Raw genomic sequence first — 19,166 nt, 5'->3', positions numbered from 1 at the left:
GTCAGGTTGAATTAATGTTACGGTCGGTGACGTGTGATGAGTTTTCATTCCCAGGTGCGCTCTCCAGATAATACCTCTGTAATGAAGCGAGCTTCTTCCAGCTTCTTTGTGCGAATGGCATCTGAGATGTCATCTCCAGCGGCTTGTTCTGCCAACCGATGCATCATATACTGGTAGTTTTGGGCGACTCTCTCATTGTCAAGCAAGTTTTCGACATTATCGGGTAGGTTTGCCACGAACTGCTTGATGTCTCCACCAGACGTTTCGTGACTTCCATCACCGAGCCGTTTCGCCAATTTCGGAAGTAAATCCCGTGTGTATTCATCATCACCAATTCTCTGGCCGTTCGAATCAATGGGATAGCCGGTCGTAACGTTACCAGTTTCGATACCTATCAAATGGTCAGTACCGTCTTCTCCCTGCAAGGGGGCTATATACTTATTTGGCTCATCTGCAACAGCTTCGACGCCATAGTTCACAAGCGCATGTTGGAGCTTCTCTTTACTCGGTCCATCTAAACCGTATTTTTCGTAGAGACCAAGAAAACTGGCTACCTTCGCGAGTTCGCCATAGGTTCCAGAGATATCGGCTGTTGGATCTTCCGCAATCTCCTGTTCTATCCACTCCCCAGTTTTCGACCTGATGAATCCCTTCGTTGTTTCACCATCAACCTGTAGAAAATCGAATACCGACTCACTATCGGCGTTCCGAACATTGAGGTCATACAGTGCTGAAAGAAGTTCGTCTTTGCTTGGATTAGTCAGGTCGCGGTACACACCCAGATGCCCACCCAGAGACGACAATGCCTGAAACTGCCCCTCTAAATCTGGCTCTTTTTCTCTGGTTTGAGATTGTGGTAGCAAGTCGTTCAATTCCTGATTAATGTCGTCAAAGGAGGTCATCAGACAATCACTATCATGAGATACTATTGTTAGGACATAATAGTACCTAGTTTGCTGCTAAAAGATTGCCAATATATTTGAGAGCGTCAATGCTTCTTGACTACCTCAAAGCTCTTCGAACGTCTGCTGTGGTTCAACATTGACTTCGTCTTCCCCAATAGCTGCTCCTTGTTCGAAGTATGCGAGGACATCGTCCTCAAGTTCGGTTTGGACCATCTCGAGATTATAGAGGTCTACGATATCCCTGTAAGCCTCTTTCAAGACGTTACCGAGGCTCGTCTCCCACGCCTGTCCATCTGTAATCCATACACATTCGATACCGTCTTGACGCATTCGTGTTGAGACACGATCGTAAGACCGTTTGATTTCGCTTGGCTTGCTCCCACTCGCCGTATAGCAGTTGGCCTCGAAAACAACCCGGGGCTCATCGTCTTCCATGATAGCAAAATCTACGACCTTCGATTGCCCAGATTCGTCCTGATACTGTGTTGTGTGCTGTTCAATGACCTCAACACGATGACCTCGCTTGCGAAGTGTTTGAGTAATAGTCTCTAGCTCTTCGAGGATGATTTGTTCGAAACAGTCCCCCCCGCGGTTCTTTCGTTTATGCGATTCCATTCCGACTTTCATCCCACGGAAATGCGCACTGATATCGTCGGTCGTATCGACGAGATACTGTAACCCGATTTCTTGCAAGACTTTCCCGAGGTCCCGCGCAGCGTCTCGGTCACCACTATCGATGGCACGTTGGATATCGTAGAACCGCCAAAGCCCCTCCAGAGCGGCATATTTTGTCCCGGAATGACCCAAGAGGTCGAAGTAGAAATCAATCCACTCTCTCGTGTCCTCAGCGTTACTGAGGGCATCAGCTAAACCAGTAATAAACCCATCCTCAGAGACGTTGCGCAGGGAATCAAGTGCCTCGATTTGTGGCTGGTAGTTCGCTAGCTCACGCTCTATCCGTTCCCAATCGATGAAATCCGACATCGGGATCGCAGAGGGGATAACCCCTTCTTGAAACTCTCCAACAAACTCAGTTACTGGCGGCCGACGGCGCCGAATTGGCATAACCGCGGTAGAACGTTCCTTCACTTCAATAACCTTTACAGGGGTATTGAACGGCGTCTCATTCAGTTTCGCGCTCAGTATGTTCCCAGAGAAACGACCCGCCAACCTCAGTATTATCGACACTACCTTCGTCACGAAGCGAACGGAGACGGCGATATGCTAAGTCATAGGAACATCCCACTGATTCGGCGACATTCGCTGTCGTCGGTGGGTCTACGCTGTCGATAGCATCGAGGAATGCCTCATCAGAATATGTCTCTGTGTATTGACCTGTATCGGATTCTCGGTCCCGGACCACACGGATACATCTATGGGCGCCCTACTTAACCCTCTTCGAGTTATCGCCTTTCAATATAGACTGAAAGGCAGGTTTTTTACCTAGGCGTACCCTGTATTTACTCGAATGACGAAACCGGTACTCAAGTGGGCCGGCGGTAAACGGCAGCTGTTAGACGACCTAAAAGCCAGGTTCCCGCGTGATTTCGACGCTACCGAAAATGCATACCACGAGCCGTTCTTAGGTGGCGGCGCACTCTTTTTCGACATCGAGCCGACTACGGGGACGGTGAATGACACGAACGCCCGCCTCGTAAACTTCTACCGGCAGGTCCGGGACAACCCTGAAAAGCTCATCAATCGGTGTCGAGAGTTCCAGGACCCCGAACACGATCCAGACGAAAGTTTCCCGTTTTCGACGACAGACCGGAGCGGAAAAGATGTCGATTCGTATTATTACCAACAGCGAGCTCGATTTAATAACCGGCCAGCAGGCGATGACTTCGATGCGCTTGAAGAGGCTGCCCTTCTACTCTATCTCAATCGAACGGGGTTCAACGGAATGTATCGTGAAAATGCGGATGGGTTCTTTAACATCCCACAAGGGCGATATGCTAACCCAGATTGGGTTCGGGCCGAAGAGGTTCGTGCAGCAAGTCGTGTTCTAGAGCGCGTAGAACTCTACAATCAAGACTATACGTACGTAGAGGAGGTCGTATCGCCGGGTGACCTCGTCTACTTCGATCCGCCATACGAGCCGATGAGTACAACTGCAGACTTCACCAAATACAGCGCAGATGGGTTCGATACCGAAGACCAGCAATCACTCTTGGAATTTGCCGACTCCTTGGCCAGCGAAGGAGTTCACGTTATTTTGAGTAACAGTGGCGTGATGTACGACCTCTACGAGGCGGAGTCAGAGAATCTACTGCCAGATACCGTCGGGGCAACCCGGTCGATCAATAGTGACGGTGAGAATAGGGGGGAAGTCGAAGAAATTATCGCAACTAGCGTCAGTGAAGAGAGCCGAGCCGGCCAGTCACAAACTGGGCTTGGCCAGTTTAGTGACTGAAGAGAGATTGGCTCTACAGTGCTCAGAGACTCAGGCGAGATAGATGGAGCGGCTATATTTCGCCACCGATTGTTCACCACATCGTTTTATACTCGGTCGTAAGCCACGCAGCCACTATCGCTAGCGGCCTCCGGACTCACCGGCGATAGCTTGCCACTCTTCGTAATCGACCTCCGGGTGCCGGAGCGCTACCCGCCGAAGTGCTTCATACATGCCGTATAGTTCGCCCACCATCGTCCGCGCTTCCGCACGGAGATCTGATAGTAGCTTCCCCGGGTCTGTGTCACTCGAGGACTGATGGCCCTGCGGCAGCCGAAACTGCGTGAGGTAATCCAGAATAGCGCTGGCACCACTAATCAGCGGTTCGAATACTCGCATCGTTCTGTTGACAGCAGTTGCTCCGATACCCTGGCCAGCCATCCTCGTCTCGAAGGCGGCTTCGATATCGGCGGGTGAATCGTAGCCCCCACGCTGGGCGTTTCCTAGGAGTGCTTCGCCTGCATCACCGAAGACGCCGACTAGCACTCGAGTTGCCCCCGCAATCGGGTCCATGCGTTCGATACCGATTGGTTCCGTTTCGAGTTCCGTTATCGGATACCGAATCCCCGCGAACGCCGTGTAAGCACCCACGTACGCTTCTGCCGCCGCCTCCATGTCACGACGGACGCGTGCCTGATCCTGTTCAGGGAGATCGTCGAAGCTCTCAGCGAATGGATACTGGGGCACCGGCACGACCTTCGGCAGTGGACTGGCACTGTCGTCGCCCGGTAGCAGCTTCGAGCCACTATAGACATCACATCGACCGTTCCCGACAGCGTATGCTCGACGCTCCCAGTCCAGCATTGCAGCCGACGCAGGCGTCAATTCATGATACTCTCGTCGAATCGTTCGGTGAGGTGCCGGATGGGGGCGATGGCCAATAGTCGCTCGCTGGAATTCACCCACCGAAATATACGCTGGCCCATCGATCGTGCGCTGTTTGAAGACGAGACTCCCGTCGTCCAGCGTTACGTACTCCTTCCCAGGTATCTGTATCCAAATCGCGAGCAGTTGCTTCGCTAAGCGCTTCAGTCGAGCGGACTCGTCTATCTCGTCTATCCACCGATCTGGGATGTCACTCACTCCGAAGCGAGCCCCAGCCACGGCGCCGGCAATGGCACCAATTGTATCTGTGTCACCACCGTTGTTGACCGCCCGAACCAGAGCACCTTCGACAGACTCGGCAGACAGGCCAAAGAACAGACCTGCCTGAAGCGAATCGACGACGTAACCTGACGTCGGCATATCAGGGTCGAATGACGCATCATCGCGTGTTGCTCGGAGCGCTCGCTGCACTTGTTCGAGTGCCGATCGGAGTTCGTCCGGCGCACTCTGCGTATTCTGCAGTGCATAGGCGAGCGGAGCGTTTCTCCCGCGGATCAGATTCGCCAGGGTTCGGTTCAAGATTACGCACCCCCACCGACAGCGGGGGTCAGCGTGGGTAATCGCCGACGAGAGCCAGCTGACATGCGCGAGTTCCGCCTCGAACTCCCGAAACGCGATAGCGTATGGTGCACAGCGCATCACGCTGCCGTTCCCTGCGTTGGACCCTTCCGGACGAGACTCCCAGACAGTTACGCCCGCCTCATCCCACGACGCCCCATCACGGATCTGTGCGAGTCCATCTCGCGTCAGCACCCCGATATCGAACGGGTCAGATTCAAGCCACTCGGCGAACCGATCGGCGACGTCGGTCGGATCGAATCCACCGCTATCGACGAGACTCGTCGCGATACACAGCGCCATCTCGGTGTCGTCAGTGATGGTCCCCGGTGGTTGGCCATGTGTACCGTGGCCGAGCATCGACGTCACTTTGCCGTGCTCTGCGTTAATCGCGTCACTACTTTTGAACTCGACCGGTCGACCCAACGCATCGCCGCAGGCCAGGCCAAGAAGACATCCTTGTGCGCTACTTCGTTCTGTCATAATCGTGTTGTCTGTGTGGGTGTTCGGTGCTCTATACTCGCAGTACATCCCAACAAGAGGGCGATGGTGCTCTGAAATCCCCCTCAGCTATCGATTTGAGCGAGCGCCCACGACGGTCCAATCGCGGTCGAACGCGAACACCAGCATTACTCAGTCACCTCAGTTGGTGTTTGAGGCCTCGCCCGATACAGCGTCTCGAGCAGCGTCACCTCCTGGTGGAGCGTCTCATCATCGACGGCTGCCATCTCCGCGTCAAGGTACTGTCGCAGCTCGTCGAATCGCTCGGCGTACTGGTCGGGAACGACCAGGGGAACGGCCTCGCGCTCGTGCTGGCCACGCTGACCGGGCAGCAACCAGTCGTCGACGCCAGTCGCTGTGTCGGCCCGATCGTGGATATCAGTCGCCCATGCGCGAAGTTCACGAGCGTACCGCGACAGCGCGATAGCCTTTCGGATACCATCGTGTGCATATGTCTCTGCGTCGGGCGTGTCGACACTCACGCGTTCGGTCTGTTCACCGCCACCCCGTTCGGTCCACGAGGCGACCAGTTCTAAGTCGGCATCCGGCGCTGTCTGGTCGAGGCGTACGAGAACAACGCCACCGCGAGCCTCACCGTCCTGCTTGGCGGACGGGAACAGCGTCCCGACGTGCATGAGACGGTTCGTCGCGGTGTCGGCCGACGGCGAGCCATGGACTGCCTCGATCTGGTAGCCATCAGTCTCGAGTTCGAGCGTCAGGTCATAGACGAGCGGCGTGACCATGTAGTCGAACTCCGCACCCAGTCGGCGCTCGAACTCCGTCGCCGAGTGAATGAAGTAGTGGTTCGCCCCGCGAATACCTGACAGCGTCTCCGCCAGTTCCGCGTTAGCATCGATCCCCATCCCGATGAACGTTGTGTGAACGCCTTCGGTGGCTGCGTCACCGAACAGATCGGTCAGTTCACGCTTGCCCGTCGTCCCCGTGTTGGGCATCATGTCCGTCATAAAGACGACGCGGCGTTCGACATCTGGCCGCGCCGGCTCTTCGATCAGCATGTCGACGGCCGCCTCGAAGCCATCCGCGAGGTTCGTACTCCCGCCAGCGGCGATCTCCTGAATATGCCGGCGAATCGCGGGCATGTCCGTGGAGCCGACGTCACGAAGCGGCTTGGCGACGTGAGCACGGTGATTGTAGAGGACGACGCCCAAGCGGTCGTCGTCACGCAACTGTTCAGTGAGCGCACACAGCGACTGTGTGGCCGCCGCTAGTTTCGTCGTCGCGTCGTTCTCGGCTGGCTGTTTCTCCCCCTGTTCGTCGTAGTAGTACGCATCGAAGGCGCTGTCCATGGAACCCGAGACGTCGAGGACTGCCACGAGGTCCAAACGCGGCCGCTCGAACGCATCGGTCGAGAGCGTCGAGTCGAGACCGACCGAGAGATACTGCTCGGTGTCGCCGGTCAGTGGGTGAGTGCTCTTGGCGGCCGTATAGCGTGGCGCGAACAGGGCGTCCGCTTCGGGCCGATGACCAGTCTCGAAGTAATAATCGTAGAATAACCCTTCGTCGCTAATGGCCTCGGGTTGTGGCGTATACCCGTTCGTAATGTTCTCCCGGAAGTTGGTGGCGTCCTTTGCCCCACCCGCGGCCAGTCCGAGCGTCTCCGAACTCGCCATGTTCTCACTGGCCGGTGCCGGAGATGCCATCTGGTGGTCTACGGACGCATTCAGCAGTTCGTTTTCCTCGTGAAGCTCGTAGTCGTCGCTGTGTCGGCCACAGGACGTACAAACGTAGTCGGGCGGGGCTACCGTTTCGTCGGCCGTCATCGGCGTCCAGTCGTCGACAGGCGTACTATCATCCGAGACGCGACGGACGGTAGTTTCGGCGTCGATGATGCCAAACGTGTCGGTGATACCTGGCCGTGCGGCAATCTGGGCCAGTGCGGAGTCGACTACATCGACGGTCTGCCCTACTCGCAACGATCCCTCACAGTCAGGACACTCCTCCGAGCCAGGGCCAGTCTGCGTCACGGGAGCTGCGCTGAGCATCCCCGAAATGCGGTGCATTCCACCTGTCTTCAGATCGAACAGCGGTTCGCTGTCGGGGGTCGCCAAGATCGTGAACTGTGTGCCAGTCCGATCAGCGACCAGTAGGCGTTGAACACGTTTTCCCTCGCAGTCGATGGTTCGTCTGGTGATGAATTCGACCGCGATATCGACTCGCTTCCCATCCCTCATGTCCGCGTGTGTCGTATGCATTGTGTTCGAAGCGACTGTCATCTCCCGGACAGCCAACGGGCGCTCAACGATAGTGGATACTCACGCACTGCTGAGACCGCAAATTACCACCACTGCGATGCTCCTTTTCGACCTGTCACACCCATCAGTATGTGGCAATGGAAGATAAGTCCTTCGCTAGTTCACAGTATAAGGTTGTTAGTTCCCCTAATAACTGCATAGCGATGTAGAATAACCCGACGAGGCCAAGTATTGGGCGTTAGAGGACAGATTACTCACAAATAACCACCGTTCGAGGGGTGAGTATTGGGCCGAAACAATCAATGCGAAGGGCGTCGTGGGTCTGCTAACGAACCTATGTCTATCGACGCCGGTGATGCGCTCGTCCGTGCACTCCACGAGCACAATCCGTGGTGGGAACAAGGAGCAGCCGCATTTTCACTACCCGCTCGCCAGAAGAGCGACTTCTATCATCTCGCTCGCCCGGATGCGTCGGGCAGTCAGTTCGAAGATCAGCCGCTTCTCGGGCTTGTCGGTCGACGTGGCGTCGGGAAAACCACGCTCCTCAAGCAGTTCATTCACCACCGTCTCGCTTCAGGTGACGAGCCAGAACAGTTTCTCTACCTCCCCTTCGATGCTGATCCCCTCTATCAACTGCAATCCGACGAACAGCTCAAACGAGCGGTTCGGTACTACGAGAGCCGGGTTCTGGGCCACAGCGACACCGACCAGTCACACTTCGTCCTCCTTGATGACGTTCACCAGATCGAACATCCCAACAAGCCGACTATCGACGGGTGGGGCGTACCGGCTGCAGAAATCCTCCAAGACATGCCGGAGCGACACGTCATCGTCACCGCCAGCGCTGGTATTCAAGTTCAACGGGAACTCGAGGACACGACCCTCGCAGAGTCTGACTACGATATTCAGCCGATTATGGCAGAGAAGTTCCGCGACTATCTATTCACACTGTATCCGGAGCTCGAGGAAGCGGAAAACCGTGTCAGTCCGACCTCACTCCGGACCGGTGAGAAGAGCCTGCCGGCAGCCCTCGACAGCGGCGATATCGGTCCGCTCGTCGACGAGTTGCGCCAGAAATACGAGAAGGTCGCAGACGTAGAGCGACGCATCCAGTCCCAAGTGGTGGATTACCTCGCGATGGGCGGGACCATCAGCTACGAGCGGGATGGCGCCATCGAGTCGGCAGGGGAGTTGACGCCAGCGGATTACACACAGCTTCGGGAGGACGTTCGTGATGCCCTCTATCAGGAGGTCCCGGGCTTCGAGTCAATCCAGACGATCGCAGACTTAGAGCGCCTCTGTGCGCTGGCAGCGCGGAATCGTGGGGCCGAACCATTCCGCTATCAGGAACTCGTCGAGCTGTTCGACGTCGATCGGCGGACGATCGCTGACAGCTACCTCCCTGCACTGAGTGAGCTGTATCTGTTGACTGGCGTTACTGAGTACGACAACAGCCGGCCACGGTCGGTGCGCCTCTATCTTCGCGACACCGGCCTAGTGACTGCCCTCACGGACGGCGATGCCGCGACTGTTCGCAACGACTTTGACCGCGAAGCTGACCTTGCCCGCGTTGCGGCGTTTGACCACACGATGCGATTCGCCTATGGAGTCAACGCTATTCAGGGCAACAATGTGTCCCCATCTGTGCAGTATTGGCGTGGCCGATCAGGTGAGGTTGACTTCGTCTTCGAAGTGGATGGCACACCGGTGCCGATTGGGTTGGCGTATCAGTCGCGAGCGCGTGACGAAACCATAGACGCGGTTCGGGAGTTCAAGCAGGCATACGACGTACCGCTCGGCTTCCTTCTCGCCGGGGATACAGTGCGAGATAGGCAACCTATTGAGCGGGTTGAAAATGGAGTGATTCAGCTTCCGTACTGGTTGTATCTATTATTGTGTTAGACTCTCCGATTACGTGAGATGTCAAACAGGTAGTTTTACCGACGCCGTACAGTTATCAAACGCGCATACTTGTACCAGAGCGAAGTAACACCCAATATGACCGACGATGATTCGCATAGCGGTGTATCATCGAATTTCGGAAGACGTAGACGAACGCCGAACTGAACGAGACGGACCCGACAGCTATCTGGGAGCATCCGTTCTGGGGGGCGTACCGGACAAGACGAATGCCCCGGGCTTGGCCTGGGAGATGAAGCTAACATACCGTGTTACGAACCATTCCAATGACATTTGTCTGACGTAGATATTTGTATCTTCGATATGGATACAGTATCTGTATATGGCATCCGTGCAACGGGCAGCAACGTACGTGGAGAAGGGTGGCGTTGGGAAAACGACCAGTGCCGCCCACATCGCTGTTGCTGCACACAATATGGGTCACGAGGTCCTGCTTGTCGACCTCGCGGGGACACAGAACGATCTGGCCACACAGTTTGGCCTCTCTATCGTTGAAGGGGATAGCGACACCGATGACGGTGTCTCGATCGACGCGCCGATCTCGGCTGTCTTCGGTGACGATTGGGAATTCCTGCGGGACAACATCGACGACCTCCTCGACCGGATGACGTTCTCGACCGACGAGGGGCCGGATCTTATCCCGGCGGACCCAGGATTGGGCGGTGCCGACAACAACCTCGCGAACGTCCCACTCGAAGAACGCTACCAAAAACTCGATGAGTTCGTCGACGATCTCGTCGCCGAGCAGTACGACCTCGTCATCTTTGACCTTCCCGGGAAGGAAGATAACATCGCCCTCAACGGTCTCTTCGCTGCTCGGAACGTGGTTGCCCCACTCAAACCCGGTGCCTTCGAGCGTGATCAGTTGCAGAAACTGGACGCGACGCTGGCGGAGATTAGTACTGACCTCGACGTGGATCTCGGCCTGGCGCTGATCATCCCCACGATTATCAGCAGTCAAGAGACCCTCTCGGAGTCATTCATCGACCACGTGACCGAAGAGTATCCAGAGATCGTCGGTGAGCCTGTCACGAAGACCGCCGATATTGGCAACAACCAGAACGCTGGCCGGACGCTCTACGCCGTTCCCGACGATGAACTCTATCCGACCGGGAAACGGGCCCGTGAGGCGTACAGTGCGAACACTGAGCAGTTACTTTCACAACTCACAGACCGATGAGCGACACCAGTGACGACCGCGACCCCGAAGAACTACTCGAGCAGTCCAAAGAACAGAAGCGCCATCGTAGTCAACCCCAACAGAACAACGAGGCGGAGTCTGAGGCACCGTCGCTCGAGGAGTACATCGCCGACGTCTACGACGAGCTCGACGCTGGAGAAGTACCGACGAACCTGACCATGCGGGACCGGAATCTCGCAGCACTAATTCGTGGCCTCGACGAGGCGGGCCAACTCGATGCTGTCGGTGCCGATGTTCGTGACCACCTGGACAGAGATGCTGCCGATTCAGAAAGCCGAGGCTCAGTTCTGGGTCTCCTGGTCCGAGTAGGACTCAGCGAGGTTCGCCCCGATCTTATTGAAGCGGGCGAAGCGGGGTACGAGACGTTCACCGAACGCCAAGAAACGCAGTTCTGAGCCGCCGTTTTTGCGTCGTGAACCGCCTCGGGGTCAAGCCCCGAGGCACTCGCCTTGCTTTCCTGTAGATTGCCTCAAGGTCACGTGGTTCGAGAGAGCAACGCTTTTTCGATAGTATGAGACGGCTCCGCTGTCTCGGACGATACTCGGCTGTTCCGCCTGTAAGCGCCAGCCTACGGCGTTGTTCCCTCCTCGAGAAATATATACACATTTTGTATCTGTATCTAGTATCTATACTATGAATCTGTATCTTGAATCTGACTACTGTCTATAGACTGTGTATCAGTATTGTGTATATTGGCGTCGAATTTTTTGGGGTGGATCTGTATTTTGTATCCATATTCTGTATCTATCTCACGTATCCGTATCTAGAATCCAGATTCCACATATGTGTTGGATATCGCGATTCCGCAGGTGCTGCTGGCGACGGTCGTCTCGACGTCAGCCGGCGGACTGCCAAGCCTCAATTGTCAGATCGAGCGGCCCACAGATACGATTCAACAGCAGGCAGAGACGGATCCTTAGAGCATGAGGAAACGGACCACTTGAGAAAGCAGTTGCAGGGCGTTGATTCGCTTACAGAAATTCGCGACGTCTGGGACCTGTTTGCGGAGGGATACGACCGCCTTGAATTGCCAATATAGCGTGTCGATTGAGGGGGTGATTATTCGAAATGGACATGGACCAGTGGAAGATTCGTACACCAGGGACCCCGTCTCCGACAGCTCGGCGAAACCTCGACTACCCCGCTCGACTCGACGCCGTACTACTTTGGTGAGCGTCAACCGCGGTGTCGCTGTCCCAAGTATGCGAACTATTGCGATTTTGCAAACGTTGTCTACCAAAGGTACAGGTGTTATTCTATTCTAATGATAATATATCCGAGTGGTCATATGGTCTCTGCTGACTGTATCTTCGCCGATAAGATTCAATGGATATCTGTCGACAAAATAACCCGTGTACCGGAGAGAAGGAAGAACCCTCAGCATTGCGCTGACAGATGCACTCGGCGATGTTCTCGTCAGACGAACCGCTAAGTATCGTCAATTCCATATAGTACGATGGCAATAACGTCGAGTTGTCGCAGCGAAAAACGCGTGTGCTGTTGTGCAAGTTTGAGGCCGTTGTGCCTCGTAAATCGCTTTCTTCTACCACCATTCGGTTGGCCGCCGGCTTGAGATGAAACCTCACTATCATGATGAGTTCGCGATCGGCGACTCATATGGCCTGTTCATCGATCGAGACAGTTAGACAGTCGTTCATTGAACGGGGGGGTTCCGCTATTGAGAACGTCACCGCTCTTACTCAACGAGCTTGTTGTATGCTGGTATCCAGTCGTACGTCGGTGAAACACCATACATATTTATTCTGGTATATTGACCACGTCATTCGTCATCCGTGAGAAATTAGCGAATGACGGCCGAGCGGTGGACGAGGACGATTCAGCTACTAGGACCTTGGATATTATCTATTCATACCTGGCTACCTCGCGATACTGGTCCATGGGTTGCTTACATGTTCTACGTGTATCCCGATCGATTCCGGCCGCCGTCCGAGTCAAGTCAGTCCGCGGGGAACTGCTGTACCCAGTTGCAGGAACCGCAAATGCCGGTTCCCGCCCGATGTTTCAGTTCTGTGCCGCACTTCGGACAACTCGTCGACCGTGTGACGCTCGATGCTGCTTGGCCGGTAGCCGGACGCGTGGAACGCTCCATCGTATCGACCGCTTCCGCCCCCTCGCGGTTAAATTCTCACACCGATTTGTACGCGGTATTAAGTGGTGATGAAACGACGGAGAACGACGCGTCGGCGGGGTATTACAACCGGCGCGCGCGGTTCGCTCGACCGATATAAACCCGTTCAGATTTCCCGACCTGGTTTTATATGGCCTTCGCGCTTCCGTCTATCCGGACCCGCGGCCCAGTGAGTGTCGTAGTCCATAACGAATCTAACGGGTCCCATCTGGCATACTATGGTGCCGTGTCTCCACCACGCACCATTCTGGGTCTATTACAGTACCACACTCTCCGATCCGTCGACGGTGAGCGACGACTCCGCGTGTTTCACGTCACCCGTATCGCTGTTACTGCCGCTCGGGAGAAGTTTCAACACAGTTGCGATCGCACATCGGAAGTATGGAGACGCACGAACAAACCGTCGTCGCCGACGTTATGACGACGCCGCTAGAGACGATCAAACCGGATACTGACCTCGTCGACGCCGCGAAAGCGATGCGAGCGAAGGAGATCGGTGCGCTGCTCGTGACGACCGCACCGCCGTCGATCGTCACGAGCACCGACGTCCTCGACGCCGTCGCTCGGGAGAGAGACACCTCCCGGCTCGACGTCGCCGATGTCATGACCGAATCCGTCGAGACGGTGCCGCCCGGCCTCAGTCTGAACGAGACGGCAGCGATGATGGAGACGTTTCGCATCGACCATCTCCCGGTCGTCAAGGACGACTACGTGGGCATGGTTTCTTCCACAGACGTCACTGCTCACCTCTCCGGAGAGCGCTCGTTGTGACACGACGCCGGTGATCTCGAGGCGGACGGCGACTGTCGCAGCACCGGTCGAGTCACCGTCTCGCGGGGCGCTGGAGAGCGAGAGCCATCAGGTACCATCTCCGTACGACGAGTGACGACCCGCGATCGATTACCGTCGCGCCCGAAACACTAAATATGTAGTATCTGACACGATGTGTTCGGTCCTCAACCCCCTCGACAGTCGTCGGCATAGACGACGGTCGACCGACGCTCTCCGATAACCACTCACCTCGTCGTGCCCGCCGATCGCGTCGGAGGTCTCCCGGGCGTACTTATTTTATCGTGGGTCACGATACCGCGTGTATGAACGGAGAATGCTACTTCTGCCACGGACTCGTGTTCAGCGGGGAACCGGACGACTTACTGCTCGACGAGCACGCGGATCACGAGGTATACATGCACCGCCAGTGTGCGGTGGGACACAACGTCGTGGAGGAATCGAGCGAGACGGCCGGCGAAGTCGAGGTACTGTGCCCCGAGTGCGGGGCGGTCGAGGTGTACCGAACGGGGCTATCGTAAATTATTTCGATAGTTCGTCAAGACGATTCTGCGGACATCGGGAAACCGCTGCGAAAACTTCGACGAGCGGAGTGCTTACGGCAGATCGATGGGCACGTCCGACTGGAGGCTCGCTGCCTCGACCGTGTTGTACATGAGCATAGCGATGGTGAGCGGTCCGACGCCGCCGGGGACCGGCGTGATCGCGCCCGCTCGCTCCTTCGCGCTCTCGAACTCCACGTCACCGACTAACTCGTAGCCCTTCTCGTTGTCGGCGTCCACGCGGTTGATACCCACGTCGACGACCGTCGCGCCCTCCTTTATCATGTCGCCGTCTATCATCTCGGGGACGCCGGCTGCGGCCACGAGAAGATCCGCCTGTCGGGTCTTCTCGGCGAGGTCCTCGGTGCGGGAGTGACACACCGTCGCCGTCGCGTTCCCGCCCTCGCCGTACTGGATGAGGAGGTTCGCCATCGGTTTGCCGACGATGTCCGACCGGCCGACGACCACCGCGTCTTTCCCGCTGGTCTCGATGCCTTCGGCGGCCAGGATTTTCTGGACACCGTGGGGGGTGCAAGGTTTGTACCGCGCGTTCCCCGCGACGAGTCGGCCGACGTTCTCCGGGTGGAAGCCGTCGACGTCTTTCACGGGGTCGATGCGCTCCAGCACCGCTCGCTTCTCGACGTGGTCGGGCACGGGCATCTGCACGAGGATGCCGTGGACCGACGGGTCCGCGTTCAGTTCGTCGATGCGGTCGAACAGCGCGTCCGCCGACGCGTCGGGACTGATTTCATGGTGGGACCCTTCGATGCCGAGCTCCTCACAGGCCCGTTGCTTCATCGAGACGTACGTCTCGCTCGCGCCGTCCTCGCTCATCAGCACGGTCGCCAGTCCCGGCCGGACGCCCGCGTCGGTCAGCGTCTCGACGGACGCCCGCACGTCCGTCTGTATCGAGTCCGCTATCTCGTTGCCGTCGATTATCGTGGTCATTGTTTTGTAGTCGCCGTCTCGGTGTCGCGCCCCGTTCGCGTCGCTCCCGCTGGCTGCGGACGTCAGCGCGATACCGAGCGCTCTGGTGTCCGCCACCGGGCCGAGGAGCATAGGCTCCGACGGGGAATAGTCCACCCGTTGAAATCCCGGAGCGTGTTCGCTTCGGATATCCGATGATTCGCCCCGAGATCGACGCCGTCTCCGGGCGTGTGTGAGGGTCGCACAAGATTTTTGTCCGTGTCTGCGGTGTATTCACACCACAAACGCGGGATCGAGCGGTCCCCGCGGAGGAACGTATCCAATGACGGACATCGCGGTCGTCACCGACGAAGCATCGTTCACGGAAACGGCGCGGTCAGCCCCGGTCGGGGCGCGCGTCCCCGTCGAAGTCAGGGTCACCGTCTCCGACCCGTTCGAGGCGTACCGCCGCGCTCGGGAACACCGCGCCGACGGGTTTTACTTCGAGACGACGGGCGGGCAGTCCGGCTGGGGGTACTTCGGCGTCGACCCGGTCGAACGATTGGAGGTCGGACCACGGGCGTCGCCGCGTGGCGACACGGGCCCCAGTATCGCCGCCATCGACGCCCTGCTCGACCGCGAGGACCTCGTTCGCGGCGACTGCGAGGTGCCCTACCCCTGCGGTGCGTTCGGCTGGCTCTCGTACGACATCGCGCGGGAGCTGGAAGACCTACCCGACACAACGGCTTCGGACGGGCTCCCGCGGCTCCAGTTGGGCGTCTTCGACTGCGTCGCCGCGTGGGAGGAACCCCGCGGGGACGAGACCGAACTCCGCGTCACGGCTTGCCCCGTCGTCGAGGAGTCGCCGGTCGCGGCGTACGAGGCGGGCGTCGAGCGGGCGACGGCGCTCGCGGAGTCGGCCCTCGGCGGCGAACGCGGCGTTCGGGCGCAGCCGTCGTCCACGAGACAGGCCACCTTCGAGAGCGAGTGCGGCGAGGCGGCCTACGCCGATCGGGTCGAGCAGATACAGCGGTACGTCCGCGACGGCGACACCTTTCAGACGAACGTCTCCCACCGGCTGGTAGCGCCCGCGTCGGTCCATCCCGTCGAGACGTTCGCCGCGCTCCGACGGGTCAATCCGGCACCGTACTCGGCGCTGTTGGAGTTCCCGGGCGTCGACCTCGTCAGCGCCAGCCCGGAACTCCTGTTGGACGTCGATGGCGACCGCCTGCTCACCGAACCCATCGCCGGTACCCGTCCTCGCGGTGACACCTCGGCCGAAGACGCCGACCTCGAACGCGATCTGACGACTGACGAGAAGGAGCGGGCCGAACACGCGATGCTGGTCGACCTCGAGCGCAACGACCTCGGGAAGGTCAGCGAGTACGGCACCGTCGACGTGGCCGAGTACCGCCGCGTCGACCGCTACTCGGAGGTGATGCACCTCGTCTCGCTCGTCGAGGGGCGGTTGCGAGACGACGCGAGCGTCGCCGACGCCGTGGCGGCGGTCTTCCCCGGCGGCACCGTCACCGGTGCTCCGAAGCCCCGAACGATGGAGATCATCGACGAGGTCGAGCGGACCCGGCGCGGTCCCTACACCGGGAGCATCGGCGTCTTCGGTTTCGACGGCCGGGCGACGCTGAACATGACTATTCGGACGCTGGTCCGCCACGAGGGGGAGTATCGGCTCCGGGTCGGCGGCGGCGTGGTCCACGACTCCGTGCCCGAGCGGGAGTATCAGGAGACGCTGGACAAGGCCCGAGCGCTGGTGACGGCCGTCGACGAGGCGCTCGGCGAGCAGGGTTCCTTCGCCGTCGAGCGCCCCGGCGACCCGGTGGGGGAAGTGCGATGATACTCATCGTCGACAACTACGACTCCTTCGCGTACAATCTCGTCCAGTACGTCGGGACCTTCGACGAGGTGACCGTCCGGCGCAACGACGCCGTCGACGTGTCGGACATCCGCGACCTCGACCCGGACGGCATCGTCGTCTCGCCCGGCCCGGGGACGCCGGCCGACGCCGGCGTCTCCATCGACGTCTTCGCCGAGACGGAGTATCCGACGCTCGGCGTCTGTCTCGGCCACCAGGCGCTCTGTGCGGCCCACGGAGCGTCCGTCGGTCACGCCCCCGAAGTCGTCCACGGGAAGCCCTCGGCGGTACGTCACGACGGTACCGAGCTGTACGACGGCGTCGACGACCCGTTCGAAGTGGGCCGGTACCACTCGCTCGCGGTCGAACGCGCGGATCTACCCGAGGTGTTGACCGAGACCGCCCACACGAACGACGACCGGGGTATCGTGATGGGGGTCCGCCACCTCGACCGACCCCACTTCGGCGTGCAGTTCCATCCGGAGAGCATCCTCACGGACGCCGGGAAGCGCATCGTCGAGAACTTCTGCCGTGACATCGCCGGCGCGTAGAGTCGCGGCGTGACACTCGACGCGGACACCGTCGTCCTGCCGGACTCGTGGCTTGACTGCGAGCGCGACAGCGACGACAGGGCGTACCGACGACAATAAGAACGACGGCTGCGATGAATCGACGATGAACACTTCAGCCGTCCTATTCGGCCTCGGAACGATGATCGCGTGGGGGTTCTGGATAATCTCCGGCGACGTGGCCTCGAACAGCATGGACCCGAAGACGGTGGCGTTCGTCTCTTACGCCACGGCCGCCGTCGCCACCGGCCTGTTCGTCCTCGTCTCCGACGCCTCGCTGGCGACTACCAACCGCGGTCTCATGTTCGCCGGTGTCGCCGGTATCGCGGCCGCCGTCGGCGTCGTGTCCACGTTTATCGGCGTGACCGTCGGGCCGACGGCCGTCGTCTCGACCATCGGCGGGATGTACTTCGTCACGGCGGCGCTCATCAGCACCGTCGCGTTCGGCGAACCGCTCTCGGCGAACAAAGTGGCCGGAATCGGGCTGGCCGTCGCCGCGATCGTCGTCATCAACCAGTGACCGCTCGCGTCCACAATTGATAAGCGGCCTGATGGGACGGGGTTAGTCGACCCCCCTCCCGGGATTTATGCCGCATCACGGAGAACGGACGACCGTGAAGCGAACCATCAGTACCGACGATGCGCCGGCGGCGGTCGGCGCGTACAGTCAGGCGACAGTCGACGGTAGTCTCCTCATCACGGCCGGCCAGTTGCCGCTGACGGCGGACGGCGACCTGCTCGACGACGAGTCCGTGGCCGACCAGACCCGACAGTGCATGCGCAACGTCGAGGCGATCCTCCAGTCGGAAGGCCTCTCGCTGGACGACGTCCTGAAGACGACGGTATATCTCGACGACATCGACGACTTCGACGCGTTCAACGAGGCCTACAGCGAGTTCTTCGACGAGGACCCGCCGGCTCGCAGCGCCGTCGGTGCCGGGGCCGTCCCCAAGGGCGCGGCGGTCGAGATCGAAGCCATCGCGACGACGGAGTGAGGCCGTCGATCGGGACGCGCCGACAGCAGTTTTATGCTCTCCGTCCCGCTTGGTTGACGTGATGGATTCGCAGGAACAGCGGGCCGACTACTCGAACAGTAGCGGCGAGACGACCGGTCCGATGGCCGGGTTCGACGAACAGAAAGCACAGCGAGGCGCTCGCCTCCTCCTCGAAGCCGTGGGGCGCGACCCCGACGAGACGGGGGTCTACGACACGTGGCACCGACGCGTGCCGGCGATGTTGGAGACGCTCACCGAGGGGATGCGGCCCGAGGAGAAACCGACTATGCGGACGTTCGAGGCCGAAACCGACAGCCTCGTCGTGAAACAGGACATTCCGCTGTACAGCACGTGCGAGCACCACCTGCTGCCGTTCCACGGGGTCGCTCACGTCGCGTACCGACCCGGCGAGTCGATGGTCGGTCTCTCGAAGCTCATCCGTTACGTCCGCTGGCAGAGCCGTCGGCTGACGACCCAGGAGGAGCTGACCACCGACATCGCGACGGGACTGGCCGACGAGCTGGGAGCCAGCGCCGTCCTCGTCGAAGTGACCGCGACGCACATGTGCGAGCAGATGCGCGGCGTCGAAGCGTCGACGGAGACGACGACGACCAAACGGGTCGGCGACGTCACCGACCGCGACCGCGAACAGTTCCGTCAGGCAATGCGACGCCGGAGCGCCGCGACCGACGGCGGGTACTGAGACGGACT

At 58.9% G+C, this 19,166-nt stretch carries 16 protein-coding genes; 11 read left to right on the top strand and 5 right to left on the bottom strand.

Features of this window, described 5'->3' with window-relative positions; translation table 11 throughout:
* Positions 1-44 precede the first annotated feature (44 nt).
* On the bottom strand, positions 45-902 hold the full coding sequence (locus GO488_RS18565; protein WP_162319343.1) for a hypothetical protein: 858 nt from the start codon (positions 900-902) through the stop codon (positions 45-47).
* 105 nt (positions 903-1,007) lie between these two features.
* Positions 1,008-2,105, bottom strand: a complete 1,098-nt coding sequence (locus tag GO488_RS18560; protein ID WP_241692978.1) for a type II restriction endonuclease — start codon at positions 2,103-2,105, stop codon at positions 1,008-1,010.
* 268 nt (positions 2,106-2,373) lie between these two features.
* Here GO488_RS18560 and GO488_RS18555 point away from each other — a divergent pair, with 268 nt between their 5' ends.
* Positions 2,374-3,318 (top strand): DNA adenine methylase, encoded by a 945-nt coding sequence (locus tag GO488_RS18555; protein ID WP_162319342.1) that lies wholly within the window; start codon positions 2,374-2,376, stop codon positions 3,316-3,318.
* Between the two features lie 120 nt (positions 3,319-3,438).
* On the opposite strand, the gene GO488_RS18550 is transcribed toward GO488_RS18555, so the two are convergent.
* Together GO488_RS18550 and GO488_RS18545 are read right to left on the bottom strand one after the other, a co-directional pair.
* Positions 3,439-5,283, bottom strand: a complete 1,845-nt coding sequence (locus GO488_RS18550; RefSeq protein WP_162319341.1) for an ADP-ribosylglycohydrolase family protein — start codon at positions 5,281-5,283, stop codon at positions 3,439-3,441.
* 146 nt (positions 5,284-5,429) lie between these two features.
* Entirely contained in the window at positions 5,430-7,535 is a 2,106-nt protein-coding gene (locus GO488_RS18545) for a vWA domain-containing protein (RefSeq protein WP_162319340.1), read from the bottom strand.
* Positions 7,536-7,850: 315 nt separating this feature from the next.
* Between GO488_RS18545 and GO488_RS18540 the strand changes: the two genes are divergently transcribed.
* The 5 genes from GO488_RS18540 to GO488_RS18520 all read left to right on the top strand — a co-directional run bounded on the left by GO488_RS18540 (position 7,851) and on the right by GO488_RS18520 (position 14,094).
* Positions 7,851-9,416 (top strand): ATP-binding protein, encoded by a 1,566-nt coding sequence (locus GO488_RS18540; RefSeq protein ID WP_162319339.1) that lies wholly within the window; start codon positions 7,851-7,853, stop codon positions 9,414-9,416.
* Between the two features lie 340 nt (positions 9,417-9,756).
* A complete protein-coding gene (locus tag GO488_RS18535; protein ID WP_162319338.1) occupies positions 9,757-10,614 on the top strand; it encodes a ParA family protein in 858 nt (285 codons plus the stop codon).
* Complete coding sequence (locus GO488_RS18530) at positions 10,611-11,030, top strand: DUF8115 family protein (protein WP_162319337.1); 420 nt, start codon at positions 10,611-10,613, stop codon at positions 11,028-11,030. The genes GO488_RS18535 and GO488_RS18530 overlap by 4 nt, the downstream gene beginning before the upstream one ends.
* Positions 11,031-13,165: 2,135 nt before the next feature.
* Positions 13,166-13,555: a CBS domain-containing protein gene (locus GO488_RS18525; RefSeq protein WP_206674439.1), complete on the top strand. Its 390-nt coding sequence runs from the start codon at positions 13,166-13,168 to the stop codon at positions 13,553-13,555.
* A gap of 323 nt (positions 13,556-13,878) precedes the next feature.
* Complete coding sequence (locus tag GO488_RS18520; RefSeq protein ID WP_162319336.1) at positions 13,879-14,094, top strand: hypothetical protein; 216 nt, start codon at positions 13,879-13,881, stop codon at positions 14,092-14,094.
* A gap of 75 nt (positions 14,095-14,169) precedes the next feature.
* On the opposite strand, the gene GO488_RS18515 is transcribed toward GO488_RS18520, so the two are convergent.
* Entirely contained in the window at positions 14,170-15,063 is an 894-nt protein-coding gene (locus tag GO488_RS18515) for a bifunctional methylenetetrahydrofolate dehydrogenase/methenyltetrahydrofolate cyclohydrolase (RefSeq protein WP_162319448.1), read from the bottom strand.
* A 301-nt stretch (positions 15,064-15,364) separates the two neighbouring features.
* Between GO488_RS18515 and pabB the strand changes: the two genes are divergently transcribed.
* The 5 genes from pabB (at position 15,365) to folE (ending at position 19,158) form a co-directional block, all read left to right on the top strand.
* Positions 15,365-16,873: an aminodeoxychorismate synthase, component I gene (gene pabB / locus GO488_RS18510; RefSeq protein ID WP_162319335.1), complete on the top strand. Its 1,509-nt coding sequence runs from the start codon at positions 15,365-15,367 to the stop codon at positions 16,871-16,873.
* Positions 16,870-17,442: an anthranilate synthase component II gene (locus tag GO488_RS18505; protein WP_162319334.1), complete on the top strand. Its 573-nt coding sequence runs from the start codon at positions 16,870-16,872 to the stop codon at positions 17,440-17,442. Before pabB ends, GO488_RS18505 begins: the two co-directional genes overlap by 4 nt.
* A 124-nt stretch (positions 17,443-17,566) precedes the next feature.
* A complete protein-coding gene (locus GO488_RS18500; RefSeq protein WP_162319333.1) occupies positions 17,567-17,980 on the top strand; it encodes an EamA family transporter in 414 nt (137 codons plus the stop codon).
* A 94-nt stretch (positions 17,981-18,074) separates the two neighbouring features.
* Positions 18,075-18,455 (top strand): Rid family detoxifying hydrolase, encoded by a 381-nt coding sequence (locus tag GO488_RS18495; protein ID WP_162319332.1) that lies wholly within the window; start codon positions 18,075-18,077, stop codon positions 18,453-18,455.
* A gap of 61 nt (positions 18,456-18,516) precedes the next feature.
* Positions 18,517-19,158 (top strand): GTP cyclohydrolase I, encoded by a 642-nt coding sequence (gene folE, locus GO488_RS18490; protein ID WP_162319331.1) that lies wholly within the window; start codon positions 18,517-18,519, stop codon positions 19,156-19,158.
* Positions 19,159-19,166: the final 8 nt, after the last annotated feature.

The sequence above is a fragment of the Haloarcula limicola genome (assembly GCF_010119205.1).
GTDB lineage: Archaea > Halobacteriota > Halobacteria > Halobacteriales > Haloarculaceae > Haloarcula > Haloarcula limicola.
The sequence above is the reverse complement of the archived record's forward strand: the minus strand, read 5'-3'. Positions and strand labels throughout refer to the sequence as shown.

Coding starts and splice junctions, on each gene's coding strand:
- GO488_RS18565 (WP_162319343.1), bottom strand. CDS start 902: ATGACCTCCTTTGACGACATTAATCAGGAATTGAACGACTTGCTACCA.
- GO488_RS18555 (WP_162319342.1), top strand. CDS start 2,374: ATGACGAAACCGGTACTCAAGTGGGCCGGCGGTAAACGGCAGCTGTTA.
- GO488_RS18550 (WP_162319341.1), bottom strand. CDS start 5,283: ATGACAGAACGAAGTAGCGCACAAGGATGTCTTCTTGGCCTGGCCTGC.
- GO488_RS18545 (WP_162319340.1), bottom strand. CDS start 7,535: ATGACAGTCGCTTCGAACACAATGCATACGACACACGCGGACATGAGG.
- GO488_RS18540 (WP_162319339.1), top strand. CDS start 7,851: ATGTCTATCGACGCCGGTGATGCGCTCGTCCGTGCACTCCACGAGCAC.
- GO488_RS18535 (WP_162319338.1), top strand. CDS start 9,757: ATGGCATCCGTGCAACGGGCAGCAACGTACGTGGAGAAGGGTGGCGTT.
- GO488_RS18530 (WP_162319337.1), top strand. CDS start 10,611: ATGAGCGACACCAGTGACGACCGCGACCCCGAAGAACTACTCGAGCAG.
- GO488_RS18525 (WP_206674439.1), top strand. CDS start 13,166: ATGGAGACGCACGAACAAACCGTCGTCGCCGACGTTATGACGACGCCG.
- GO488_RS18520 (WP_162319336.1), top strand. CDS start 13,879: ATGAACGGAGAATGCTACTTCTGCCACGGACTCGTGTTCAGCGGGGAA.
- GO488_RS18515 (WP_162319448.1), bottom strand. CDS start 15,063: ATGACCACGATAATCGACGGCAACGAGATAGCGGACTCGATACAGACG.
- pabB (WP_162319335.1), top strand. CDS start 15,365: ATGACGGACATCGCGGTCGTCACCGACGAAGCATCGTTCACGGAAACG.
- GO488_RS18505 (WP_162319334.1), top strand. CDS start 16,870: ATGATACTCATCGTCGACAACTACGACTCCTTCGCGTACAATCTCGTC.
- GO488_RS18500 (WP_162319333.1), top strand. CDS start 17,567: ATGAACACTTCAGCCGTCCTATTCGGCCTCGGAACGATGATCGCGTGG.
- folE (WP_162319331.1), top strand. CDS start 18,517: ATGGATTCGCAGGAACAGCGGGCCGACTACTCGAACAGTAGCGGCGAG.